Origin of the sequence: Yoonia sp. 208BN28-4 (genome assembly GCF_037543925.1) — a bacterium.
In the GTDB taxonomy this organism is placed as follows: domain Bacteria; phylum Pseudomonadota; class Alphaproteobacteria; order Rhodobacterales; family Rhodobacteraceae; genus Yoonia.
The window spans coordinates 397072-415808 of record NZ_JBBIFY010000002.1 but is presented as its reverse complement, the minus strand read 5'-3'; the positions used below and the strand labels follow the sequence as shown (position 1 = coordinate 415808).

The window sequence follows — 18737 nt, the reverse complement described above, 5'->3', positions numbered from 1 at the left end:
GATCAGGCCCCCTTAAGACTTCTGGAACATGGCAAGCATGCGCCGTGTGACGAGGAACCCGCCAAAGATGTTGATACCGGTCATAAACACGGCCAATGCCGCAAGGATCACCACCAGCCAAGAGCCTGATCCGATCTGCGTCAGCGCGCCCAGAATGATGATCGACGAAATCGCGTTGGTCACGGCCATCAGCGGTGTGTGCAAGCTGTGCGCCACGCCCCAGATCACTTGGAAACCGACGAACACGGCCAGCACAAACACGATGAAGTGCTGCATAAAGCTGGCAGGTGCGACGAGCCCCACGGCCAGCAAAAGCGCCGCACCTACGGTCAGCAAAGTAACCTGATTGCGGGTCCGTGTCTTGAATTCAGCGACTTCCTTGGCGCGCTTTTCTTCTGCGGTCAGTTCCTTTGGCGCTTCCTTTTTCGGGGCGGCGGCAATCGCGGCCACTTTGGGCGGCGGCGGCGGGAACGTAACCTCGCCCGCGTGCGTGGCCGTGGCACCACGGATCACGTCGTCTTCCATGTTGTGCTGCGGCACACCGTCTTTGTCCGGCGTGAGGTCGGCCATCATATGACGAATGTTGGTCGCATAAAGCGTGGAGGATTGCGCAGCCATCCGGCTTGGGAAATCGGTGTAGCCGATGATCGTCACACCATTATCGGTTACGACCTTTTCGTCCTTCACAGTGCCTTCAGCGTTGCCGCCCCGCTCTGCCGCAAGGTCTACAATCACCGAACCGGGCTTCATGGACGCGATCATGTCTGCGGTCCACAGCTTGGGCGCGTCGCGTCCGGGGATCAGCGCCGTGGTGATGACGATATCCATGTCGGGGGCAATTTCGCGGAACTTCGCAAGCTGTGCTGCGGCGAACTCTGGCGACGATACGGCGGCATAGCCACCCGTTGCGGACCCGTCCTGCTGCTCCTCTTCAAAATCAAGGAAGACAAACTCGGCACCCATGCTCTCGACCTGCTCGGCCACTTCGGGGCGCACGTCAAAGGCGTATGTGATCGCACCAAGTGATGTCGACGTGCCGATGGCCGCCAAACCAGCCACACCGGCACCGACAACCAGCACCTTCGCAGGTGGCACCTTGCCGGCGGCTGTGATCTGTCCGGTAAAGAAGCGGCCAAAGTTGTTGCCTGCCTCGATCACCGCGCGATAACCCGCGATATTGGCCATCGACGATAGCGCGTCCATCTTCTGTGCGCGCGAAATACGCGGCACCATGTCCATCGCCACGACGGTCGCACCTGTCTTGGCCGCGGCTTTCATCAGCTTTTCGTTCTGGCCGGGATAGAAGAAAGAAATCAGCGTCTGCCCGTCGCGCAGTTTCTTGGCTTCCGCATCCGACGGTGGGCGCACCTTGGCCACGATATCGGCGGCTTTCCACAACGCGGCGGCGGTTTTGACAACCTCAACGCCCGCGTCCTTGTAAGCTTCATCGGTAAAGCCTGCGGACAGGCCAGCGCCCGCCTCGATCACACAGTCATAGCCCAGTTTCTGCAAATCCCGCGCCGAGGCAGGCGTCATCGCGACCCTGTCCTCACCGGGAAAAATCTCGTTTGGTGCACCGATTTTCACAGGCTATCCCCCTCACAAATTCATTGCTGCACATGCATTATCCCGCGCAATAATGTTTCGCAAGGCGGCTTTGACGCATACAATTGTATACGTGGCGTTTTTAGAGCCATCGCCGTGTATGTTTGCGGTAACGCTCAAACGCCGTTCCAAAATGCGTTTGCAGCATCGCCTCTTCCGGTTTGATAAAGCGCACAGTGATGATCCAGACGAACGCCGGCACGGTCAGCCAAAGCCACCAAGGCGGCATCCATCGCAGGATCAGACCGCACAGGATCAGCGTGTCACCCAGATAAATCGGGTTGCGCGAAAAGCGGAAGATGCCCGTATCGACCAGCGTCGCCGCCTGCATGTGCGGAATGACCGTTGTGCGCCTGCGCGTCATTTCAATGATTGCTGAGGCCATGAGGCCCAGACCCGCGCCGATCAGAACCCCACCCACCGTGCTTTGCGCCGCGAACATCAGGCTGCCCTGTCCGGCAAAGACCCAGACGAGCATGGCCATCGCGGCAAGCCAGACAGGTGGCAGATCAATCCATTTCATTTCGCGCGCTCCTTTGGCTTGCACGTCCCAGCATGACAACTAGCATGGCCCGCAACAAGGGAGAGGCATCATGGATCATTCGGGAAAACACGCGCTTGTGACAGGCGGCGGCACAGGGATTGGCCGTGACATCGCGCTGGCGCTGGCCGCAGCCGGGGCCGAGGTGACAATCACAGGTCGCCGGATGGACGTGCTAGAGGACGTGGCCAAAGACAGCCCGCGCATCCACGCGCTGCAAATGGACGTGGCCGATGAGGCATCCGTGCGCGACGGGATCGCCGCCGCCGCACAAGCGCGTGGTCCGGTGCAGATTTGTGTTGCGAACGCGGGCATCGCCACGGGCGGGCCGTTTGCCAAGACCACTCTGCCCCAGTGGCGCGAGATGATGACGACGAACCTCGACGGTGTCTTCCTGACATTTCAGGCAGCGATGGCGACGCTGGCCCCCGACACCCCTGCCCGCATGATCGTCATCAGTTCCATCGCAGGTGTGCGCGGTCTGAAAAACGCGATCCCCTACACGGTGACCAAACACGGTGTCATCGGCCTGATCCGCGGGTTGAGCGAGGAATACATGCGCGCGCCAATCACATTCAACGCAATCTGCCCGGGCTATGTGGACACCGATATTGTCGAAAACCAGATCCCCGGCCTGATGAAACGCTTCGACACCGACCGCGCAGGTGCTGTCGCCGCAATCGCGTCGGGCAACCGCCACAAGCAACTGCTCGAAGTAGACGAAGTCACCGCCGCAGCCATGTGGCTCTGTTCGGACGGTGCGCGGTCCGTGAACGGGCAAACTGTCGAAATATCGGGTGGGCAGGTTTAACCCCGCCTACACCTTTGGGTCGGGGTTTTCGGTGTGACCATCCACTGCAATGACCTGACCCGATACCAGCCGCGCCGCGTCGCTGCCCAGAAAGGCCGCCATGTGCGCGATGTCAGCTGCCGTCACGAAAGACCGCATCGATGTGCCCATGGCATAGCCTGCGTAAACGTCATTGCGGGTCATGCCTTTGGCCGCTGCCTCGCGCTCCAGTACGCCTTCCATCCGCGGACCTTCAACCGCTCCGGGACAGATCGCGTTGGCCCTGATGCCAAAGGGTCCAAGCTCCATTGCTAGCGTCTTCATCAGACCGATGATGGCCCACTTGGCCGCCGCATAGGGTGCGCGGTTGGGATATCCGTAGATCCCGGCCGTCGATGATGTCAGGATCATTGCACCACTTGTCTGCGCTTTCATGAGTGGTGTTGCGTATTTTGCGGCCAGAAAGGCACCTTCCATATTGACCGACACACACGCCCGCCAATCCGCAAGCGCCACATCCTCGACCGATGCGGTTGGTCCTGCGATGCCTGCATTGGCGCATAGCACATCCAACCCGCCCCAATCACTGTTGATACTGGAAAAGAGCGTTGCCATCTGGGCCTCGTCCGACGCGTCAACCTTGGACCGTTGCCACTGCGCAGGCACGGCGTCCAAAGCATCACTATCGATATCTGTCACCCAAACCTGCGCGCCCTGAGCGACAAACGCTTCGGCCATTGCATAGCCGATGCCAGACGCACCTGCTGTAATCAAAACCCGCTGTGTCATATCGAAGCTCCGGCTTTAGTGCAGCGCGTCAACCTGCGCGTCTGTTAGATCAAAGCGATGGAAGTGTGCCGCGAACCCTGCCCGTTCCGGCGAACACAGGTAGGGACCTACCAGCAGCGGTCCACCCTGTGGGGCGGGTGCAAGACGCACCATGCACCAGTCACCGCACCCGTCGGGCTGCCACTGCAAAAGCATCGCGTCGTTTAAACGGGTTGCCCGCACGGTAACGCTATCGCTGAAAGGGATCGTTTGCGCGGACCAGTCAGACAAACCATCCCGCGCAGCAACCACACTGAGATGCAGTGCGCCGTCTGTGTGTTCGATCCCGAACTTGATCCAGTTACGCGCGCAAACGCGCAGCAGCATCCCTGCCTGATCGTAAAGCGCTGTATAGTCCCCGCCAAAGGTCAGCGTGGCTGAAAAGCCTCCGGTCGCTGGCTGAAACAGCGCGTGGTCATCGTCGCGCTGGAAACCGTAATGGGTCGTTTGCCAGAAATCGGTTTTCTCACCGCCTGTAGCATGTAGCACCCCGTTTGCATCCACATGGTGCGCGGGCGGCGGGCAATGCCATCCGCCTTGCCAGTTACGGCTCATGCAGCGCCTCTCGCGAACGGTAGAGCGGCTTTGTCAGGTAGTGCAGCACGGTTTTCTCACCTGTGTGCAGTTCAACCGTCGCCTGCAAACCGGGACGGATCGCGATCTGGCTTTGACGGGCGTCCAGATTGTCGGTGTTCACGCGCAGCGTGACTTTGTAGTGCGCATCGTCATCCGCGCGGCGTTCGTCCTTGAATGTATCGGCCGAGATGAACCGCACCTCGGCATCAAGCGAGCCGTAGATGGTATAGTCATAGGCCGTGAACTTGATCGTCGCGCGCTGACCCGGCACCACATTGGCAATGTCCTGCGGGCGGACCTGCGCCTCGACAAACAGCTCATCCCCCAGCGGTGTGATCTGGGCGATTTCCTCACCGGGGCGGATGACGCCGCCGATGGTGGTGATCGACAGGTTGTTCACGATCCCGCGCATAGGCGATGTGATCACGGTGCGTGACAACTGGTCATTGGCCCCGCGCAGGTTCTGGTTCAATTGCGCCAGTTCTTGCAGCGTTTCGGAATAGGCGGCAGCGCGTTCCAGCTCCGCCCCTGTGACGATCTCGTTATACCTGATCTCGGCATCGGCGTGGCGCTTGCGGGCGGCGGTCGCCTCGATCAGGGCCACAATCTCGCGGGCGAGCATGTCTTCCATCAGGTCCAACTCGCGGCGCGTTTCGGCCATGACAGCCTGTGCGCCCTGCACCTTTGATGTGTAGTCGGACTGACGCGCGGCCAGCAGCGCACGCTCGGACGCCACGATATGCGGGGACCGCGCCAGCATGTCGGCGGGCACGTCAAAATCGTAGGCTCCTGCCATCTCGGCCTCAAGCCGGATGCGGCGAATGTCAGCGGCCAAAATCTGGTCCTGCAAGTCGGCCACAGATGTTTCAAAGTTCGTCCCACGCAGACGTGCGATCACATCACCGGCCTGCACAACGTCACCTTCGCTGACCAGCAGTTCGGCCAGAATACCGCCCTCAAGGTTCTGGATGATCTGCGGGCGCGATGCGGAGACGACCTCGCCCTGGCTGCGGACAATCTCGTCGATCCACGCAAACTTGGCCCAGATCAGGAAGATCGCGATCACCGCGGCCACAAGCCAGATGATCAGGGACGCGCCCTTCATTTCACCGGAAAATTCTGCGTCGACTGTTGCCATCGTCAGCTTGCCTTCTTGCTTTGCAGATGGGCCAGAACCTCATCGCGCGGGCCGTCCACGATCAGGCGGCCATTGTCCAAAATCATCGTGCGATCTGCCAAGGCAAGGATCGGCACACGGTGGGTGGCGATGATGGCAGTCCGCCCCTCCAACCAAGTTTCCAAGCGGCTGACCAGCGTGCTTTCCAGCGTCTGATCCAGTGCCGCAGTGGGTTCGTCGAGCAGACAGACCTTCGGGTTTTGCAGCCACAGGCGCGCCCAACCGATCGACTGACGCTGGCCGATCGACAGGCCTTCGCCGCCGTCGCGGATTTCCAGATCAAGCCCGCGCGGGTGGTTGCGCACAAACGGACCCATGCCCGCAAAGTCGAGAGCCGCCAGCATCCGTTCGTCGTCCCGCTCCAGCAGCGTCAGGTTCAGGTTCTCACGCAACGTGCCCGCAAACAGGCGCACCTCTTGGGACAGATAGCCGATGCCGCGGCGCAGATCGCGGGACATCACCTGCCCCATATCCACACCGTCGATCAGCACGCGGCCCGATGTGGGGCGGTGCAGCCCCGACATCATCTTAAGCAGCGTGGACTTGCCAGAGCCATTGGCGCCAAGCACCGCAATCTTCTGCCCCGGCTGGATCGTGAGCGCAGGAATGTTCAGCGTATCGCCCGCCTCTTCGTCATAGGTGTAGATCACCTCGCGCAACTCAAACCCGCCTTGCAGATTCTCGCGACGCAGGTAGCTGCGACCTTCTTCAACGTCCTGTGGTGCGTCAGCGATCTCGTCCAGCGCCTCAAGTGCCGCCTTCACGTTTGCCCAGCGGGCAAGTGTGCCAGCCAGTTGTGTCAGCGGCCCCAACGTGCGCGACGTCAGGATACCCACGGCGATAATAGTGCCGACGGTGAACATGCCCTGGAATACCATGAACGTGCCAACAACGACGGCGGCCACGTATGTCGCCTGCTGCACGCCTTGAGACCAGAAGGTCAGCGTGGTGGACAGCTTGCGCTGTTCGGATGTGGCGATGGATGACAGCGCCGAGAGTTCGCCCCAGATACGGCGGAAACGCTCCTCGCCGCGTTGGGATTTAATCGTATCAAGATCATAGATGCTTTCGTGCAGCAGGCGGCTGGATTTAACAGACGCCCCCTGCGTGGCCATGGTCAGCGCCATCATCTTTTTCTGCATGAAAAAAGACGGCAACACCATCAGGATACCCCCGGCGAAGAGGACCCAGACGACATTGCCGCCGATTGACGCAACCAGCGCCAGAAACAGCACGATGAAGGGGAGGTCTGTCAGCGTGCCGATGGTAGAAGCTGTGAAAAACTCGCGGATGGCCGAAAACTCGCGCACGGCAGCGAATGTGCCGGATGGCGTTTGGCCGGGGCGACCCGCCTGCATCCCCAGCAGACGGTCCATCAACATATTCTGGATGCGCAATTCGATCTTGCGACCTGCGCTGTCCATCAGGCGGGCGCGTGCGATGCGCAGAAACGCCTCAAGCAGCATGGCAAGGCCAGCGCCAATGGCCAGCACCCAAAGCGTGGCAATTGACTGGTGCGGGATCACGCGGTCATAGACTTGCAAGCTGAACAAAGCGACGGCCACGGCCAGCAGGTTGGCAACGAACGACCCGAGCGCCACTTCGAACATGATCTTGCGGAATTTGCTGATCTCGCCCCAAAACCAGTGCTTCTTGGCGCCCTCGTTCGCGTGACGGCGATTAAGTTCGTTCACCTGCACGTCAGCGCGGATGATCTTGCCTGCGTAAACGCCCAGAAACTCGGCCATTTCCACATCGGCCTGATTGTTATCGCGGGTGCTGTCGTAAACCGTCAGCATGTCCCCCTGCTGATCCAGCACCAGCACCATCTGGCCGGATGTCATTTCTGCCAGCGCGGGCCAGACGTTTGGCTGCGGTGGCGATACCGTTGTCACATTTGCAACCAGACCCACACGGTTCAGCGCGGCGGCAATGGCCTCGGCGGTGAAATCATCGCCGCTGTCGGCAGTCAGGCGTTCCATCAAGTCGGTGCGTTGCAGGTCTACACCCAAGAAGCTGGCGTAGGTTGATGCAAGTTCAGCCCGTGCGACGGCTTTTTCGGAGAATGGCGATGTGGGTTCTGGTGTTGGTTCGGCCTGAACCGGCGCGGCCACGGTTTCGATCTGAGTTTCGGCTTCGGTTTCCGTTTCTGGCGCAGCAATCGCCTCGGCAACTGCGATAGGATCAACCGCTGGGTCGTTTGCGACCTCTGCAGGCACTTTTACCGTTTCGATCCGCGTCAGTTTCCCGCCGCGTGTGGCGTTCATGTCAAAGGCCAGAACCGGTCCGCTCATATCTGTTCACCATTTACCAATGTGCCCATCTGGGCCGCGATCTGAAGCTCGATGCGTGCGATTTCGTAACGCAGGCCGACAGCCTCGCGTTCAGTGCGCACTTTCGTCTCGAAGATGCCGACCACATCCGGCACGGCGCGATGGCCCGCCCGTTGTTGTTCGGCGAAAATATCATAGTTTGCAGCGGCTTGCGCGGCGAGTGTCTGCGCCTGTGCATGCTGGCGTTGCAAGGATGCAAGCTGCCCCTCAAGCGAGCGCAGAACGCGGTTCGCGTCTTCCTGCACCTGCCCCACGCGGGCCTCTGCTGCGGCCTGCTGCTGGGCCAAGGCCTCAAGCGATGCGCCGGTGCCAAAGCCGAACCCGTTTGCAGCCCCGACGTTCAGACCGCCATCCGATCCGTTTGATCCGACAGAACCTGTTGCCGTGATCCCCGGCAGGAACCCTGCCCGCGCCACGATCGCCTCGGCAGCGGACCGCGTTGCTTCGGCTTCGGCCTTCATCACGCTGAGCGGCTGCGCCGACGGGTTCGCGGCCGTCACGGCAGACAGTCCGCTGATCCCCGCCACCGAATGGGCCGACATCGCGCCAAGTTCAGACAGGGCGGAAGCCGCAGCCTCTTGGTCGGACGCCATGTCTGACTGCATCTGGTTCAGCTTCTGCTGCACGATTTGCAGATCAACGCGGGCGGATACACCGCCACGGACCCGTTCTTGCATGACATATTCGAAATGGCGCATCCGCTCCATCGCGGCGGCGTTCACGCCAGCGCGGGCCTTGGCCTGTTCCGCTGTCAGATAAAGCTCAAGTGCGGCCAAGACACGGTCGTTGGTGTCCTGCGCCAGCGCCACGGCGGCAACTTCAACGTCGGCGGCTGCATAGTCGCGCTCTGCCTTCTGGCGTCCATTGTCGAACAACACCTGCTCCACCACCAGCTGGGTCACGAAATCACCCATGGATGTCAGTGAGAGCGATGGTCCGATGGTCGGCAACCAATTGTGCTGGCGCGCCTCGGCCCGCAGGGTTGCGGCACGCAAATCAGCCTCTGCCGCGCGGGAGTTTGCGGCCAGCACGGCGTCCGCCACCTGCGCAAAAGAACCGCTGTCCAGAACGGACCGGCGGTTCAGCAAACCTTCGATAATCTGGGATCGTTCACCGGTGATCTGCTGGCTGTCCAATGCAGGCACAGGGGCCCCGCCATCGGTTGCCGCGCGCGACACATCGCCACCGATGCCAGCACATGCCGACACCACCGCAATCATCGAAACCGCTGAAAATCTTGTTAAGACGCCTCGCCCATTCACGCTGCCTGCCCCGCCTCTTTTTTATTACCGCATCCCCCTGCTTTTTGATGCAGGGTGGATCACGGGCCGGTCGTTGCCGGCCCGTGTCGTCTTGTCGTTGGTCTTAGATGGTCGAGAACTGGATCTGGTCGTTGATCAGCAGCGTGCTGTCATCGCCAAGGTCCACAACCTTATAGGTCTGGCTGTTGATGACCTGCGTGTCGCCTGTGTCAGTCGCTGTGCCTTCCAGCGTAACACTGTCGTCAACACCGCCGTGGATGATCAGGTTATCATCGTTGTCCGACATCGCCTTGATGTCTGCCACGCTGATCGTCAGATCGGTGTCCTCGGCCAGTTCCAGATCAATCGCGCCGATGTTGTAGCCGTCCAGATTTGCCATCGGGAAGGATACGTCATTGGTGGCGGTGTCATCCAGCACGAACAGGGTCGAGTTGGTGTTCCCGGCCGTGTCGGTGTCTGTCACAATCAGATGCGATCCGTCCTGCACGTAGTTTTCGGACGTAAAGCGGATCGATGTTTCACCATCAAAGTCGCTGCGCTGACCAATCGGCTGATCGGTTGCGGACGATCCGTCAAACTGAACCTCGTCCACATCAACCACACCATCAGGTGTCAGCATCGAGAAGCCTTTTACGCCGGACGAACTGTCGGTGTAATCCTCGATATCAGGTGCTGCGTTTGGATCGGTATCGACTGCAAAGTTGTCTGAAATCGAGTCAGTGTTGCCAGCACGGTCCGTAGCGGTCACGGTGACTGTCGCATCATAGGTGCCCTGATCGATGTCATCAGCATCGAAGGTCACGCTCCAGGTGCCATCATCAAAGACAGTCGCCTGCTCCGTTGCCATGACAGCGCTGCTACCCAACCGCGCAATGCTGACCATCACAGGGTTCGACCCCTGCTCCACAACACCGCCGATCGTCAGACCCTGCGCTGCTTCGGCCCCGTTCACGGTTCCGATGTCTGCGTCGGCACCCGCGTCGAATTCGAGCTGATTGACAAAGGTATCAACCTCGACGCTGCGTTGGATCGTCTTGACGTTACCGGCTGCATCCTCGGCGCGGACAGAAACCGCAACGGCAGGGTGTTCGCCCAACGGAATTGCGGATGTGGGCCAGCTTGCGGTCCAGTTGCCATCGCCATCGGCAGAGGTCGAGCGTGAGACACCATTGAAAGTCACGTCGATCTCGGCAAAAGCGTCAGATGTTCCTGACAGCGTCAAACCATCATCGCGGCGTTCCACGAAGTTGACGATACCGTCATCCGCCACACCGCTTGTATCGAGATCTACATTGATCACCGTATCGACCACAACGACGCCTGTCGCTGTTGCAACGTTTCCGGCAGCATCCACGGCGCGAACGGTCGCCACTTCGTCATGCAACTGACCGGTGGGCACTTCGCTTGCCGGGAAGACCTGCGACCAGGCACCGGCGCCGTCAGCGTTGATGGTGTAACTGCCAGTGCCAAAAGTGACGGTCACTTCAGCATTTGCCTCGGTCTGACCGGACAGCAGGACACCGTCAGGATGCTCTTGCGCGTTGACCGTACCGTTTCCGCCTGCATTCTGCGTCACGACAGTCACGTCCAGTTCAGTATCAACAGCAATCGTGCCAGACGCCGTTGCGGTATTCATGTTAATATCGGTCGATACAGCTGTGACGACCAGATCATAGGTCCCGTCGGGCAGTTCGCTTGACGTGAACGTGGTGGACCATGTTCCGTCAGTCGCAACAACCGTATGTTCACCACCCATGTTAGTGGTGACCACGACCGTCGCACCAACTTCCGCCGTGCCGGATACAAGGAAACCGTCGGGATATTCGACAAGATTGACCGTACCATTTCCGCCCGCCGCGGAAGTATCGACAGTGACGTCCGTCACGGTATCGACGTGTACGATCCCCGATGTCGTGGCTGTGTTGCTGTAGCCGTCTGTCGCCGTCACGATAACGTTCAGATCGTATTCACCACCAGCGATCACGCCGCTGCCAACGTTCAGTGTCCAGCCAGTGCCGTCGACCACTGCATCGTAATCTGTGCCGTCAATGGTCACAACAACAGTTGCGCCAGCCTCGTTGGTGCCGGTCAGAGTAAAGCCGTCGGACTCTTCAACCAGATTGATTGTGCCGTCTGTTTCAACGATTTCATTTTCAAAGGTCACAGTTGTGACTGTGTCGATGATCACGGTGTCGGTTGTTGTCGCTGTGCCGTCATCTGTCTCAATCGTGACAGTGACATCAACTTCACGTTCGCCACCTGGCACGTCCTCTGGCGGGAAGGTGACTTCCCATGTGCCGTCGTCGCCAACTGTTGTTTCTTCTTCGTTGCCCTCAACCACAACGGTCACTGTGCCGCCGGGCGTGCCGGTGCCACCGATTTCAACGCCATCGGCGTGATCGTCAGCATTGACCACGTGGTCAGCGCTCTCGGTGCCTTCGGTGATCGCAACAACCGGGGGTGTGGTGTCGCCGTCGCCGCCGCCATTATCAACGCCGCCATCTTCGCCGCCGTTGTCCTCGCCACCGCCGCCTGTCAGCAGCAGTGCGCTGCCCAGACCGGCAGCCGCCGCACCTGCTGGCAGACCAAGACCGCCGATACCGCCCAGAAGAGCAGTGCCAAGCATGCCAGCCTCTGCGCCGTCAGCAGGCTCGACACCCGCAACCACAACGTCAGAGCCGCGCACAAAGTAAAGATCATCGTCAGGCGACCACTTACCAAAGCCGTCACCGTCGACATACTGTGCATAAAGCAGATTGCCGTCACCGGCTGTCAGATCAACGACCGACAGTGCACCGTTCGCGGAGATGAACAGATCAGCAAGCTGGTCGCCTTCTGGCGTAAAGAACCCCTGCAAGGTCAGCACCTGGCCATCCACCAAGGTGACCTGAAGCGCCTGCCCCTGACGGACATAAGAAAGAATGTTACCGCGTTGCAGGTTCAGGGAAACATCCTGCCCCTGCGCCACAACAATAGAAGACCCATCGGCACCCGCCAATGAGCCACGTTGGATTGCGCCCGCGTCATCGCGGACAACGAAATCAATCGTTGACATAATACTGCTCCGCCTCGAAATGCACCGCTCATTTTTGGCGTGTGCTTGTTTTGATTGCGGCTACCGTATCTGGGATGAATCGCGAAAACTAGTGGAAAAATGTCACAGTTTTCCCCCTTTTTACGCCTTATTCATGCCTCTTTTGTCTGGTTATGGGCATCGGGAAGAACCGCGTCATCGTCTGCAAGGTCAATTGCCTCGGGGCTTTTGCCGTAGATTTGGGCGTTCAACACCGCGCCAAGCATGATTAGATAGGCTGAAATATAAAGCCAAAGCAGCAGGCCGATCACCGCGCCAAGCGATCCATAGACCTCATTATAACTGGCGAAATTCGTCAGGTAGAATGACAGCCCGACAGATGCGGCGATCCACAGGACAATGACAATCGCAGCACCCAGCGTGACCCATGGTCGACGTTCTGGCCGCATGTTCGGGCCAAAGCGGTAGAGAATGCTGAGCCCGGCAAAAAGCACCGACAACGCAAGGAGCCAGCGCACCCCCTCAAGCAACCACGCGGTGCTGTTGGCCAAGGGCACGAAGGCCAGAATGATGGGCATGATCACAACGGCACCCAGCGCGACAATCGCCAGCACAACAAGCGATATCGTCAGCATCAGGGCCACCAGAACCTGCTTGAACCCGTTGCGGTTCGGCATGCCTTCAATCGCGTTCAACCCGCCGATAAGAGCCGCCACCCCTGCTCGCGATGCCCAGACCGCAAGCAGAATGGAAACGCCTGTTGCAAAGCCAAGCGTTTGTTTGCCCGCAACCAATAATCCGGTGATCTGCGCCTGAAACAAGCGGTAGGCATCGGGCGGGATGATATCTTCCATCAGCGCCAACTGCTCCGCCACGATAATCGGATCAGCCAGCAGGCCAAAGATCGCGATAATCGCTGTGATGCCGGGAAAGATCGCGAACATGCCAAAAAAGGCCACGCCAGCGGCAATCAGGCCAAGGTGCTTGTTCGCGGCTGTTTCCCAGACACGGTAAAGCATAAGGCAAACTCGGATCAAAGCGGTCATGGGCAGCCATCTGGTTTCACGCCCTTTATGTAATGTATCCTGCCCAATTCACCAGCGACGATTGCAAGGCTATGGCTGCGGTGGATTTTCGCCGATACATGCCACGCATATATATTGATCAAAATCATTTACTTACAATTCAATCCTCATGTCGCGGGCAAATTTTACGCATCAGGTACGAAGCACCCTGCCGATCTGTCGAAATCGCTGTTTCTTGGGCGGCGAAACACGCTATAGCTAGGGCAAAACACGACAGCTTTGCAGGATGCCATGATCGACCTGACCCTTGAAATCAACGCCCTGTCCGACCGCATCTACGACCTGCGCAAATCGCAAGACCGCGTGATCGTGGCGATCAGTGGCGCACCTGGCAGCGGAAAATCGACCCTTGCCGAAGAACTGGCGCGCAGGCTCAATATGCAAAAATGCCCCGCCATGGTGGTGCCGATGGATGGCTTTCACCTTGATAACGGTATTCTGGACGCCCGCGGATTCCGCAATCGCAAAGGCGCGCCGGAAACCTTTGATGCTGACGGTTTTGTATATCTTATCAGACGCCTGCGCACCGGTCTTGAAGTGATCGCACCGACATTTGATCGCCCCCGCGACCTGTCCGTGGCTGGAGCGATTGAAATTCCTGCGTCCTGCCCCGTCATTATTGTCGAAGGCAATTACGTGATGCTGAACGAAGCACCGTGGACCGATCTGGAGACGCTCTGGGATTTGACGGTGCACCTGCATGTGCCGATGCCCGAACTGCGGGCGCGTCTGATCCAGCGCTGGTTAAGCCACAACCTGTCACGCGCAGCGGCCACGCGACGGGCCGAGAGCAACGACATCCCAAACGCGCAGCGCGTCGTCGATCACGTGCTGCCCTGCGACGTGACATTCGGAGCTGCGGGTCAGGTCTAACGTCTGGCGGCAATTATGCGTCTGGTATCAGGTGGCCGCAAAATGTAGTGTCAGGCAACGAGTCGTCCATCTGCCGGGCGGCTTGATCCAAGGATGAAACCGCTGCCCGATCCCCTACCTCTTGGTAATCTGGATGACCTTGTCGCCTGTCCGCAGTGCGACACGCTTTATGCCGCCCAGACCCTGCCAGAGAATGCCCGCGCGCATTGCAAACGCTGTGGCATCGTGATGGTTACCGCCCGCCCTGCTGCGATTGCACAAGTGCTCAGCCTTGCGATCACTGCATTCGTGCTGATGATCGCCGCGATCAGCTTTCCGTTTCTTGATCTGACCGCTGCCGGACGCGGCAACAGCACCTCTGTCTTAAGTGCGATCTTCGCCTTCTCCGACACGCTGGCCCTGCCATTGGCCTTTGCGGTTGCGGGTTTCATTATCGTCATTCCGCTGATGCGCCTGATGGCCATCATCTACGCGATCGGCCCGCTGGTCAGCGGCACCCGCCCGCGCCGTGGTGCGCGCTCGGCGTTTCGACTGGCCGAACGGCTACGGCCTTGGTCGATGGCGGAAATCTTCATCGTGGGCGTCGCTGTGGCGCTCGTTAAAGTGGCAGGCGTTGCCACCATCACATTCGGGCCCGCGTTCTGGGCCTTTGCCGGCCTTGTCGTCATCACGGCGCTCAAGGATCAGCTGATTTGTAGGTATTCGATTTGGGAAGCACTGGACACACGCGCGCCGAGGGGCTGATCACTGCCCGCGAGGCGGGTCTGGTGGCCTGTCGCGGTTGCGGGCAGGTGCATGCGCTTGGCACACAGCGCTGCAAACGCTGTGACGGGCGGCTGGTCAGCCGTGCGCGCGACAGCAATCAAAAGGTGTGGGCCTATCTGATTGCGGGCATCATCGCGTTCTTTCCCGCCAACATCTACCCGATGCTTAAGACAGCTACGCTGGTGGAAAGCTCCGAAAGCACCATTATCGGCGGTGTTGTCGAACTGTTGCACTACGGGTCCTACGGGATTGCCACGATTGTCTTTGTGGCGTCGATTGTCATTCCGGTGGGCAAGTTTATTGCCATCGCTTATCTGGCGATCTCGGTGCAGCGGCGGTCGCTGCTGAATATGCACCAACGCCACCATCTTTACGAAGCCGTTGAATTTATTGGCCGCTGGTCAATGATCGACGTCTTTGTCGTCGCGATCCTGTCTGCGCTTGTGCAGCTTGATAGCGTGGCCACCATTCATCCCGGCATTGCGGCTGTCAGCTTTGCTTTGTCGGTCATCTTTACCATGCTTTCCGCCCAAAGCTTTGATTCGCGTCTCATCTGGGATGCCGACAGGACACGCAAATGACTGATCAAAACTCACCCGCCGATCTGGACGTCCGCGATGCAAAGCCGCGCTGGTGGCGGCGGATTTCGTTTGTTTGGCTGGTGCCGCTGGTCGCACTGGCTGTTTCGCTTAGCGTAGCCTACCAAAACTACCTTGATCAGGGCACGCTGGTCGAGATCGCTTTCGAGAACGCATCGGGCATCTCGTCAGAGACAAAGATTAAGTACCGCGACGTGAACGTGGGCGAGGTTGAAAAGGTCGAATTTGCTGAAGGGCTGGATGTGATCCTTGTCTACGCACGTGTGGACAAGGAAATCGCCCCCTATCTTGATCAGGACGCGCAGTTCTGGGTGGTCCGGCCTGACGTTTCGGTGCGCGGGATCTCCGGCCTCGATACCGTTTTGAGCGGTGTTTACATCGAAGGCAATTGGGACACCGACCCTGATCAGGCACAGACCATGTTCACCGGTCTGGAAGAGCCGCCCCTGGTGCGCGCCAGCCAGCGCGGCACGCAGATTGTTCTGACTGCCATCGACGGATCGTCATTGGCCACAGGCGCGCCGATTTTGCACAAGGGTATTCAGGTTGGATACCTCGAAAAGCCCGAACTGGCCCCTAATGGTCGCGAAGTGCTTGCCACGGCGTTCATCGAAGCCCCCTATGATCGCCGCATCACCACCGCCACGCGGTTCTGGGACACCTCCGGCTTTTCGGTATCTGTTGGCGCAGCCGGTCTGAGCCTTGATGTCAGTTCAATCGCGTCGATCATCGAAGGCGGCATTGCCTTTGACACGTTTGCATCGGGCGGCGGGCCGATCCGTGATGGACAGACTTTTGCGATTTTTGGCAATCAGGAAGAAGCCCGCGACAATCTGTTTGTCGATCCGGATCGTGAAACGCTGGATGTGGCCGTCTATTTTGACGAAACGGTCAGCGGCCTGAATATCGGTGCCGACGTGCGCTACCGTGGTATCCGCGTGGGACGTGTGACGGCCCTGAATGCCCGTGTGATCGAAAGCGCGGACGGGGCCGATGTGCAACTGCGGACGATCCTTTCCATCGAAACCGACCGTCTTGGCATGCAAGCGGATTCCACCAGCGAAGAAGGTCTGGCGCTGCTTGAGGATTTCGTGGCCCAAGGTGTGCGCGCACGTCTGGCCACCTCTGGCCTGTTGTCGCAAAACCTGATCGTCGAACTGGTCCGTGTGGCGGATGTGCCGGATGCGCAGATCACCTATACCGAAGGCGAACTGCCGCTTTTGCCATCCACCGATTCAAACATCGCCGAACGCGGCGCCACTGCCGAAGGCTTGTTACAGCGCGTCAGCGACCTGCCCGTGGAAGAGGTGATGCAAAGCGCCATTGACCTGATGGACAGCGCCGAAAACCTGATCGCAAGCGAAGGCCTGCAATCAGCCCCCGACGAGGTGCTGGGCCTGCTGCAAGACGTGCGTGGCCTGATCGCATCCGAGGCAATCCAGTCCGTGCCCGCCGACGTGCAGGCGGTACTGACCCAGCTTGATGATGCGATTGCCAATTTCAACAACATCGCCACACAAGCCACTGAAAACAATCTGGTGGGTCGTCTTGCTGATGCGATCGAGACAGCGAACACTGCTGTCGCCAACATCGACACTGGCACCGCGAACCTGCCCGCGATCATGGCCGAGGTTGAGGCGCTTGCTGCCAAGGCCAACGCGCTGGAACTTGAGGCGCTGGTCAACCAGACATCGCAAACCCTGTCGTCCATCGACGGTTTGGTGGGCAGCGAAGAAACCAACGCCCTGCCCGGATCGGTCAACACGGCGCTGGATGAAATCCGCGGCCTTGTCGCCGATTTCCGCGAAGGTGGTGCCGCCGACAACCTGAATGCGGCGCTTGCGTCAGCCAATGAAGCGGCCAGCGCCGTTGAAGGGGCCGTGTCGGATTTGCCGGAACTGTCGCAGCAAGCGTCTGACCTGCTGGCCAACATCGATACCGCTTTAGAAAACCTGCCGCAAATCACCGCCGAAATCGAGGCGCTGGTGGCCAAGGCCAACGGTGTCGAGATCGACAGCCTTGTTGCGCAAACCGAAAGCACGCTGGACGCTATTGAAGCGCTCGTCGCTGATACGCAAGCTGCAGAACTGCCCGCGTCGCTATCTGCCGCACTTGATGAAATGCGCGGTGTGCTGGCCGATGTGCGCGAGGGCGGCGCCGTGCAGAACGTGAATGCGGCGCTCAACTCGGCCAATCAGGCTGCACAGGCCATCGAACGTGCAGCGGCATCGCTGCCCGGTCTGACCCAACGCGCCAATGCGCTGGCGATCCAGACCGGTGACGTGCTTGAGAACTTTGGCGAACGCGGGCGGTTCAACGCCGAAACGCTGGCCACCCTGCGTGACATTCAGGCCGCCGCCGATGCGGTGTCATCCCTTGCCCGCGCGATCCAGCGCAATCCCAACTCACTTTTGACAGGACGCTAAGACATGTTCAGAACCACACTTATTGTCGCGGCAACTGCCCTGCTTGCGGCCTGCTCCGGCCCCACCAACCGGATCGACATGGCGCAGATCACGTCAGACCTGCAACTGCGCGCCTTGGTCAGCTCTGCGATGGTGCGCACGGTGTCGCTGCCAACCTATGCGGCGTCAGAAGAATTCGCATTCGAGACGCCGGAGGGGTTCATTTCCTCTGATAGCGCGATCCTCTGGGCCGACGATCCAGAACGGGCCGTGACGCTTTTGATTACGCGCAACATGAACGGTATCCTGAACGCCACCATCGGCCCTGATCCTTGGCCGTTTGTCGGCTTGCCTGACGTGTCGATCGAGGTGCGCGTGTCCGAAATGCTGGCCGGTGCTGACGGGATTTTCCGCCTGCGTGGTCAGTTCTTTGTGGGTGGCGACGGGATCGATTTCCCCAACCGCGCACGCAGCTTTGACATCGCGCGTCCGCTTGTTGGTGAGGGTTTGAACGCTGTGCCACAGGCGCAGGCGGCTGCCCTGATGGAGCTATCGGAAACCATCGCGCGGTCCATCGCGCGCTAAGCGCAATTGCAAACGCCTGTCCTTGCGACGGGCGTTTTTTCATCACTGCTATCGGGGGGGATGGTGCGGTCGGGGGGACTCGAACCCCCACTCTTGTTACAGAACAGCGACCTCAACGCTGCGCGTCTACCAATTCCGCCACGACCGCAAAATCATAAGCTTGGTATGGCGCGTCTTTAGACAATGCCCCTGCCCTGCGCAAGAGGTCAATCGTAACTCAAATACGGTTGTTTGATCCCGCCTGACAGAGATGAAGTCTTCGGGCCTTGTTCAAGACAT

At 59.5% G+C, this 18737-nt stretch carries 15 protein-coding genes and 1 tRNA gene; 6 read left to right on the top strand and 10 right to left on the bottom strand.

Annotation, left to right across the window (positions count from 1 at the left end):
• Nucleotides 1–12: 12 nt before the first annotated feature.
• Complete coding sequence (locus tag V8J84_RS08175; RefSeq protein ID WP_339929908.1) at nt 13–1587, bottom strand: Re/Si-specific NAD(P)(+) transhydrogenase subunit alpha; 1575 nt, start codon at nt 1585–1587, stop codon at nt 13–15.
• 100 nt (nt 1588–1687) lie between these two features.
• Nucleotides 1688–2128 (bottom strand): methyltransferase family protein, encoded by a 441-nt coding sequence (locus V8J84_RS08170; RefSeq protein ID WP_339929906.1) that lies wholly within the window; start codon nt 2126–2128, stop codon nt 1688–1690.
• A gap of 70 nt (nt 2129–2198) precedes the next feature.
• Between V8J84_RS08170 and V8J84_RS08165 the strand changes: the two genes are divergently transcribed.
• Nucleotides 2199–2957, top strand: a complete 759-nt coding sequence (locus tag V8J84_RS08165; protein ID WP_339929904.1) for an SDR family NAD(P)-dependent oxidoreductase — start codon at nt 2199–2201, stop codon at nt 2955–2957.
• Nucleotides 2958–2963: 6 nt separating this feature from the next.
• Here the strand turns inward: V8J84_RS08165 and V8J84_RS08160 are convergent, their stop codons facing one another.
• The 7 genes from V8J84_RS08160 to V8J84_RS08130 all read right to left on the bottom strand — a co-directional run bounded on the left by V8J84_RS08160 (nt 2964) and on the right by V8J84_RS08130 (nt 13165).
• A complete protein-coding gene (locus V8J84_RS08160) occupies nt 2964–3725 on the bottom strand; it encodes an SDR family oxidoreductase (RefSeq protein WP_339929902.1) in 762 nt (253 codons plus the stop codon).
• Nucleotides 3726–3740: 15 nt separating this feature from the next.
• On the bottom strand, nt 3741–4319 hold the full coding sequence (locus tag V8J84_RS08155) for a DUF1349 domain-containing protein (protein ID WP_339929900.1): 579 nt from the start codon (nt 4317–4319) through the stop codon (nt 3741–3743).
• Nucleotides 4309–5478, bottom strand: coding sequence for an HlyD family efflux transporter periplasmic adaptor subunit (locus tag V8J84_RS08150; RefSeq protein ID WP_339929898.1), 1170 nt, complete (start codon nt 5476–5478; stop codon nt 4309–4311). Before V8J84_RS08150 ends, V8J84_RS08155 begins: the two co-directional genes overlap by 11 nt.
• Before the next feature lie 2 nt (nt 5479–5480).
• Entirely contained in the window at nt 5481–7811 is a 2331-nt protein-coding gene (locus V8J84_RS08145; protein WP_339929896.1) for an ATP-binding cassette domain-containing protein, read from the bottom strand.
• Entirely contained in the window at nt 7808–9070 is a 1263-nt protein-coding gene (locus tag V8J84_RS08140; RefSeq protein WP_339929894.1) for a TolC family protein, read from the bottom strand. Before V8J84_RS08140 ends, V8J84_RS08145 begins: the two co-directional genes overlap by 4 nt.
• Before the next feature lie 145 nt (nt 9071–9215).
• On the bottom strand, nt 9216–12167 hold the full coding sequence (locus V8J84_RS08135; protein ID WP_339929892.1) for an Ig-like domain-containing protein: 2952 nt from the start codon (nt 12165–12167) through the stop codon (nt 9216–9218).
• A 131-nt stretch (nt 12168–12298) separates the two neighbouring features.
• Nucleotides 12299–13165, bottom strand: a complete 867-nt coding sequence (locus V8J84_RS08130) for a YihY/virulence factor BrkB family protein (RefSeq protein WP_339929890.1) — start codon at nt 13163–13165, stop codon at nt 12299–12301.
• Between the two features lie 297 nt (nt 13166–13462).
• On the opposite strand from V8J84_RS08130, the gene V8J84_RS08125 reads away from it, so the two are divergent.
• From V8J84_RS08125 to V8J84_RS08105, 5 genes are all read left to right on the top strand, one after another.
• Entirely contained in the window at nt 13463–14104 is a 642-nt protein-coding gene (locus V8J84_RS08125) for an AAA family ATPase (RefSeq protein ID WP_339929888.1), read from the top strand.
• A 93-nt stretch (nt 14105–14197) separates the two neighbouring features.
• On the top strand, nt 14198–14848 hold the full coding sequence (locus tag V8J84_RS08120; RefSeq protein ID WP_339929886.1) for a paraquat-inducible protein A: 651 nt from the start codon (nt 14198–14200) through the stop codon (nt 14846–14848).
• The gene (locus V8J84_RS08115) at nt 14812–15450 is read left to right on the top strand and encodes a paraquat-inducible protein A (protein WP_339929884.1); all 639 of its coding nucleotides are present in this window, start codon (nt 14812–14814) and stop codon (nt 15448–15450) included. Before V8J84_RS08120 ends, V8J84_RS08115 begins: the two co-directional genes overlap by 37 nt.
• Nucleotides 15447–17894, top strand: a complete 2448-nt coding sequence (locus tag V8J84_RS08110; RefSeq protein ID WP_339929882.1) for a PqiB family protein — start codon at nt 15447–15449, stop codon at nt 17892–17894. The genes V8J84_RS08115 and V8J84_RS08110 overlap by 4 nt, the downstream gene beginning before the upstream one ends.
• 3 nt (nt 17895–17897) lie before the next feature.
• Nucleotides 17898–18458, top strand: coding sequence for a PqiC family protein (locus V8J84_RS08105; RefSeq protein WP_339929880.1), 561 nt, complete (start codon nt 17898–17900; stop codon nt 18456–18458).
• Nucleotides 18459–18519: 61 nt separating this feature from the next.
• On the opposite strand, the gene V8J84_RS08100 is transcribed toward V8J84_RS08105, so the two are convergent.
• Nucleotides 18520–18606: transfer RNA gene (locus V8J84_RS08100), tRNA-Leu, on the bottom strand.
• Nucleotides 18607–18737 lie beyond the last annotated feature (131 nt).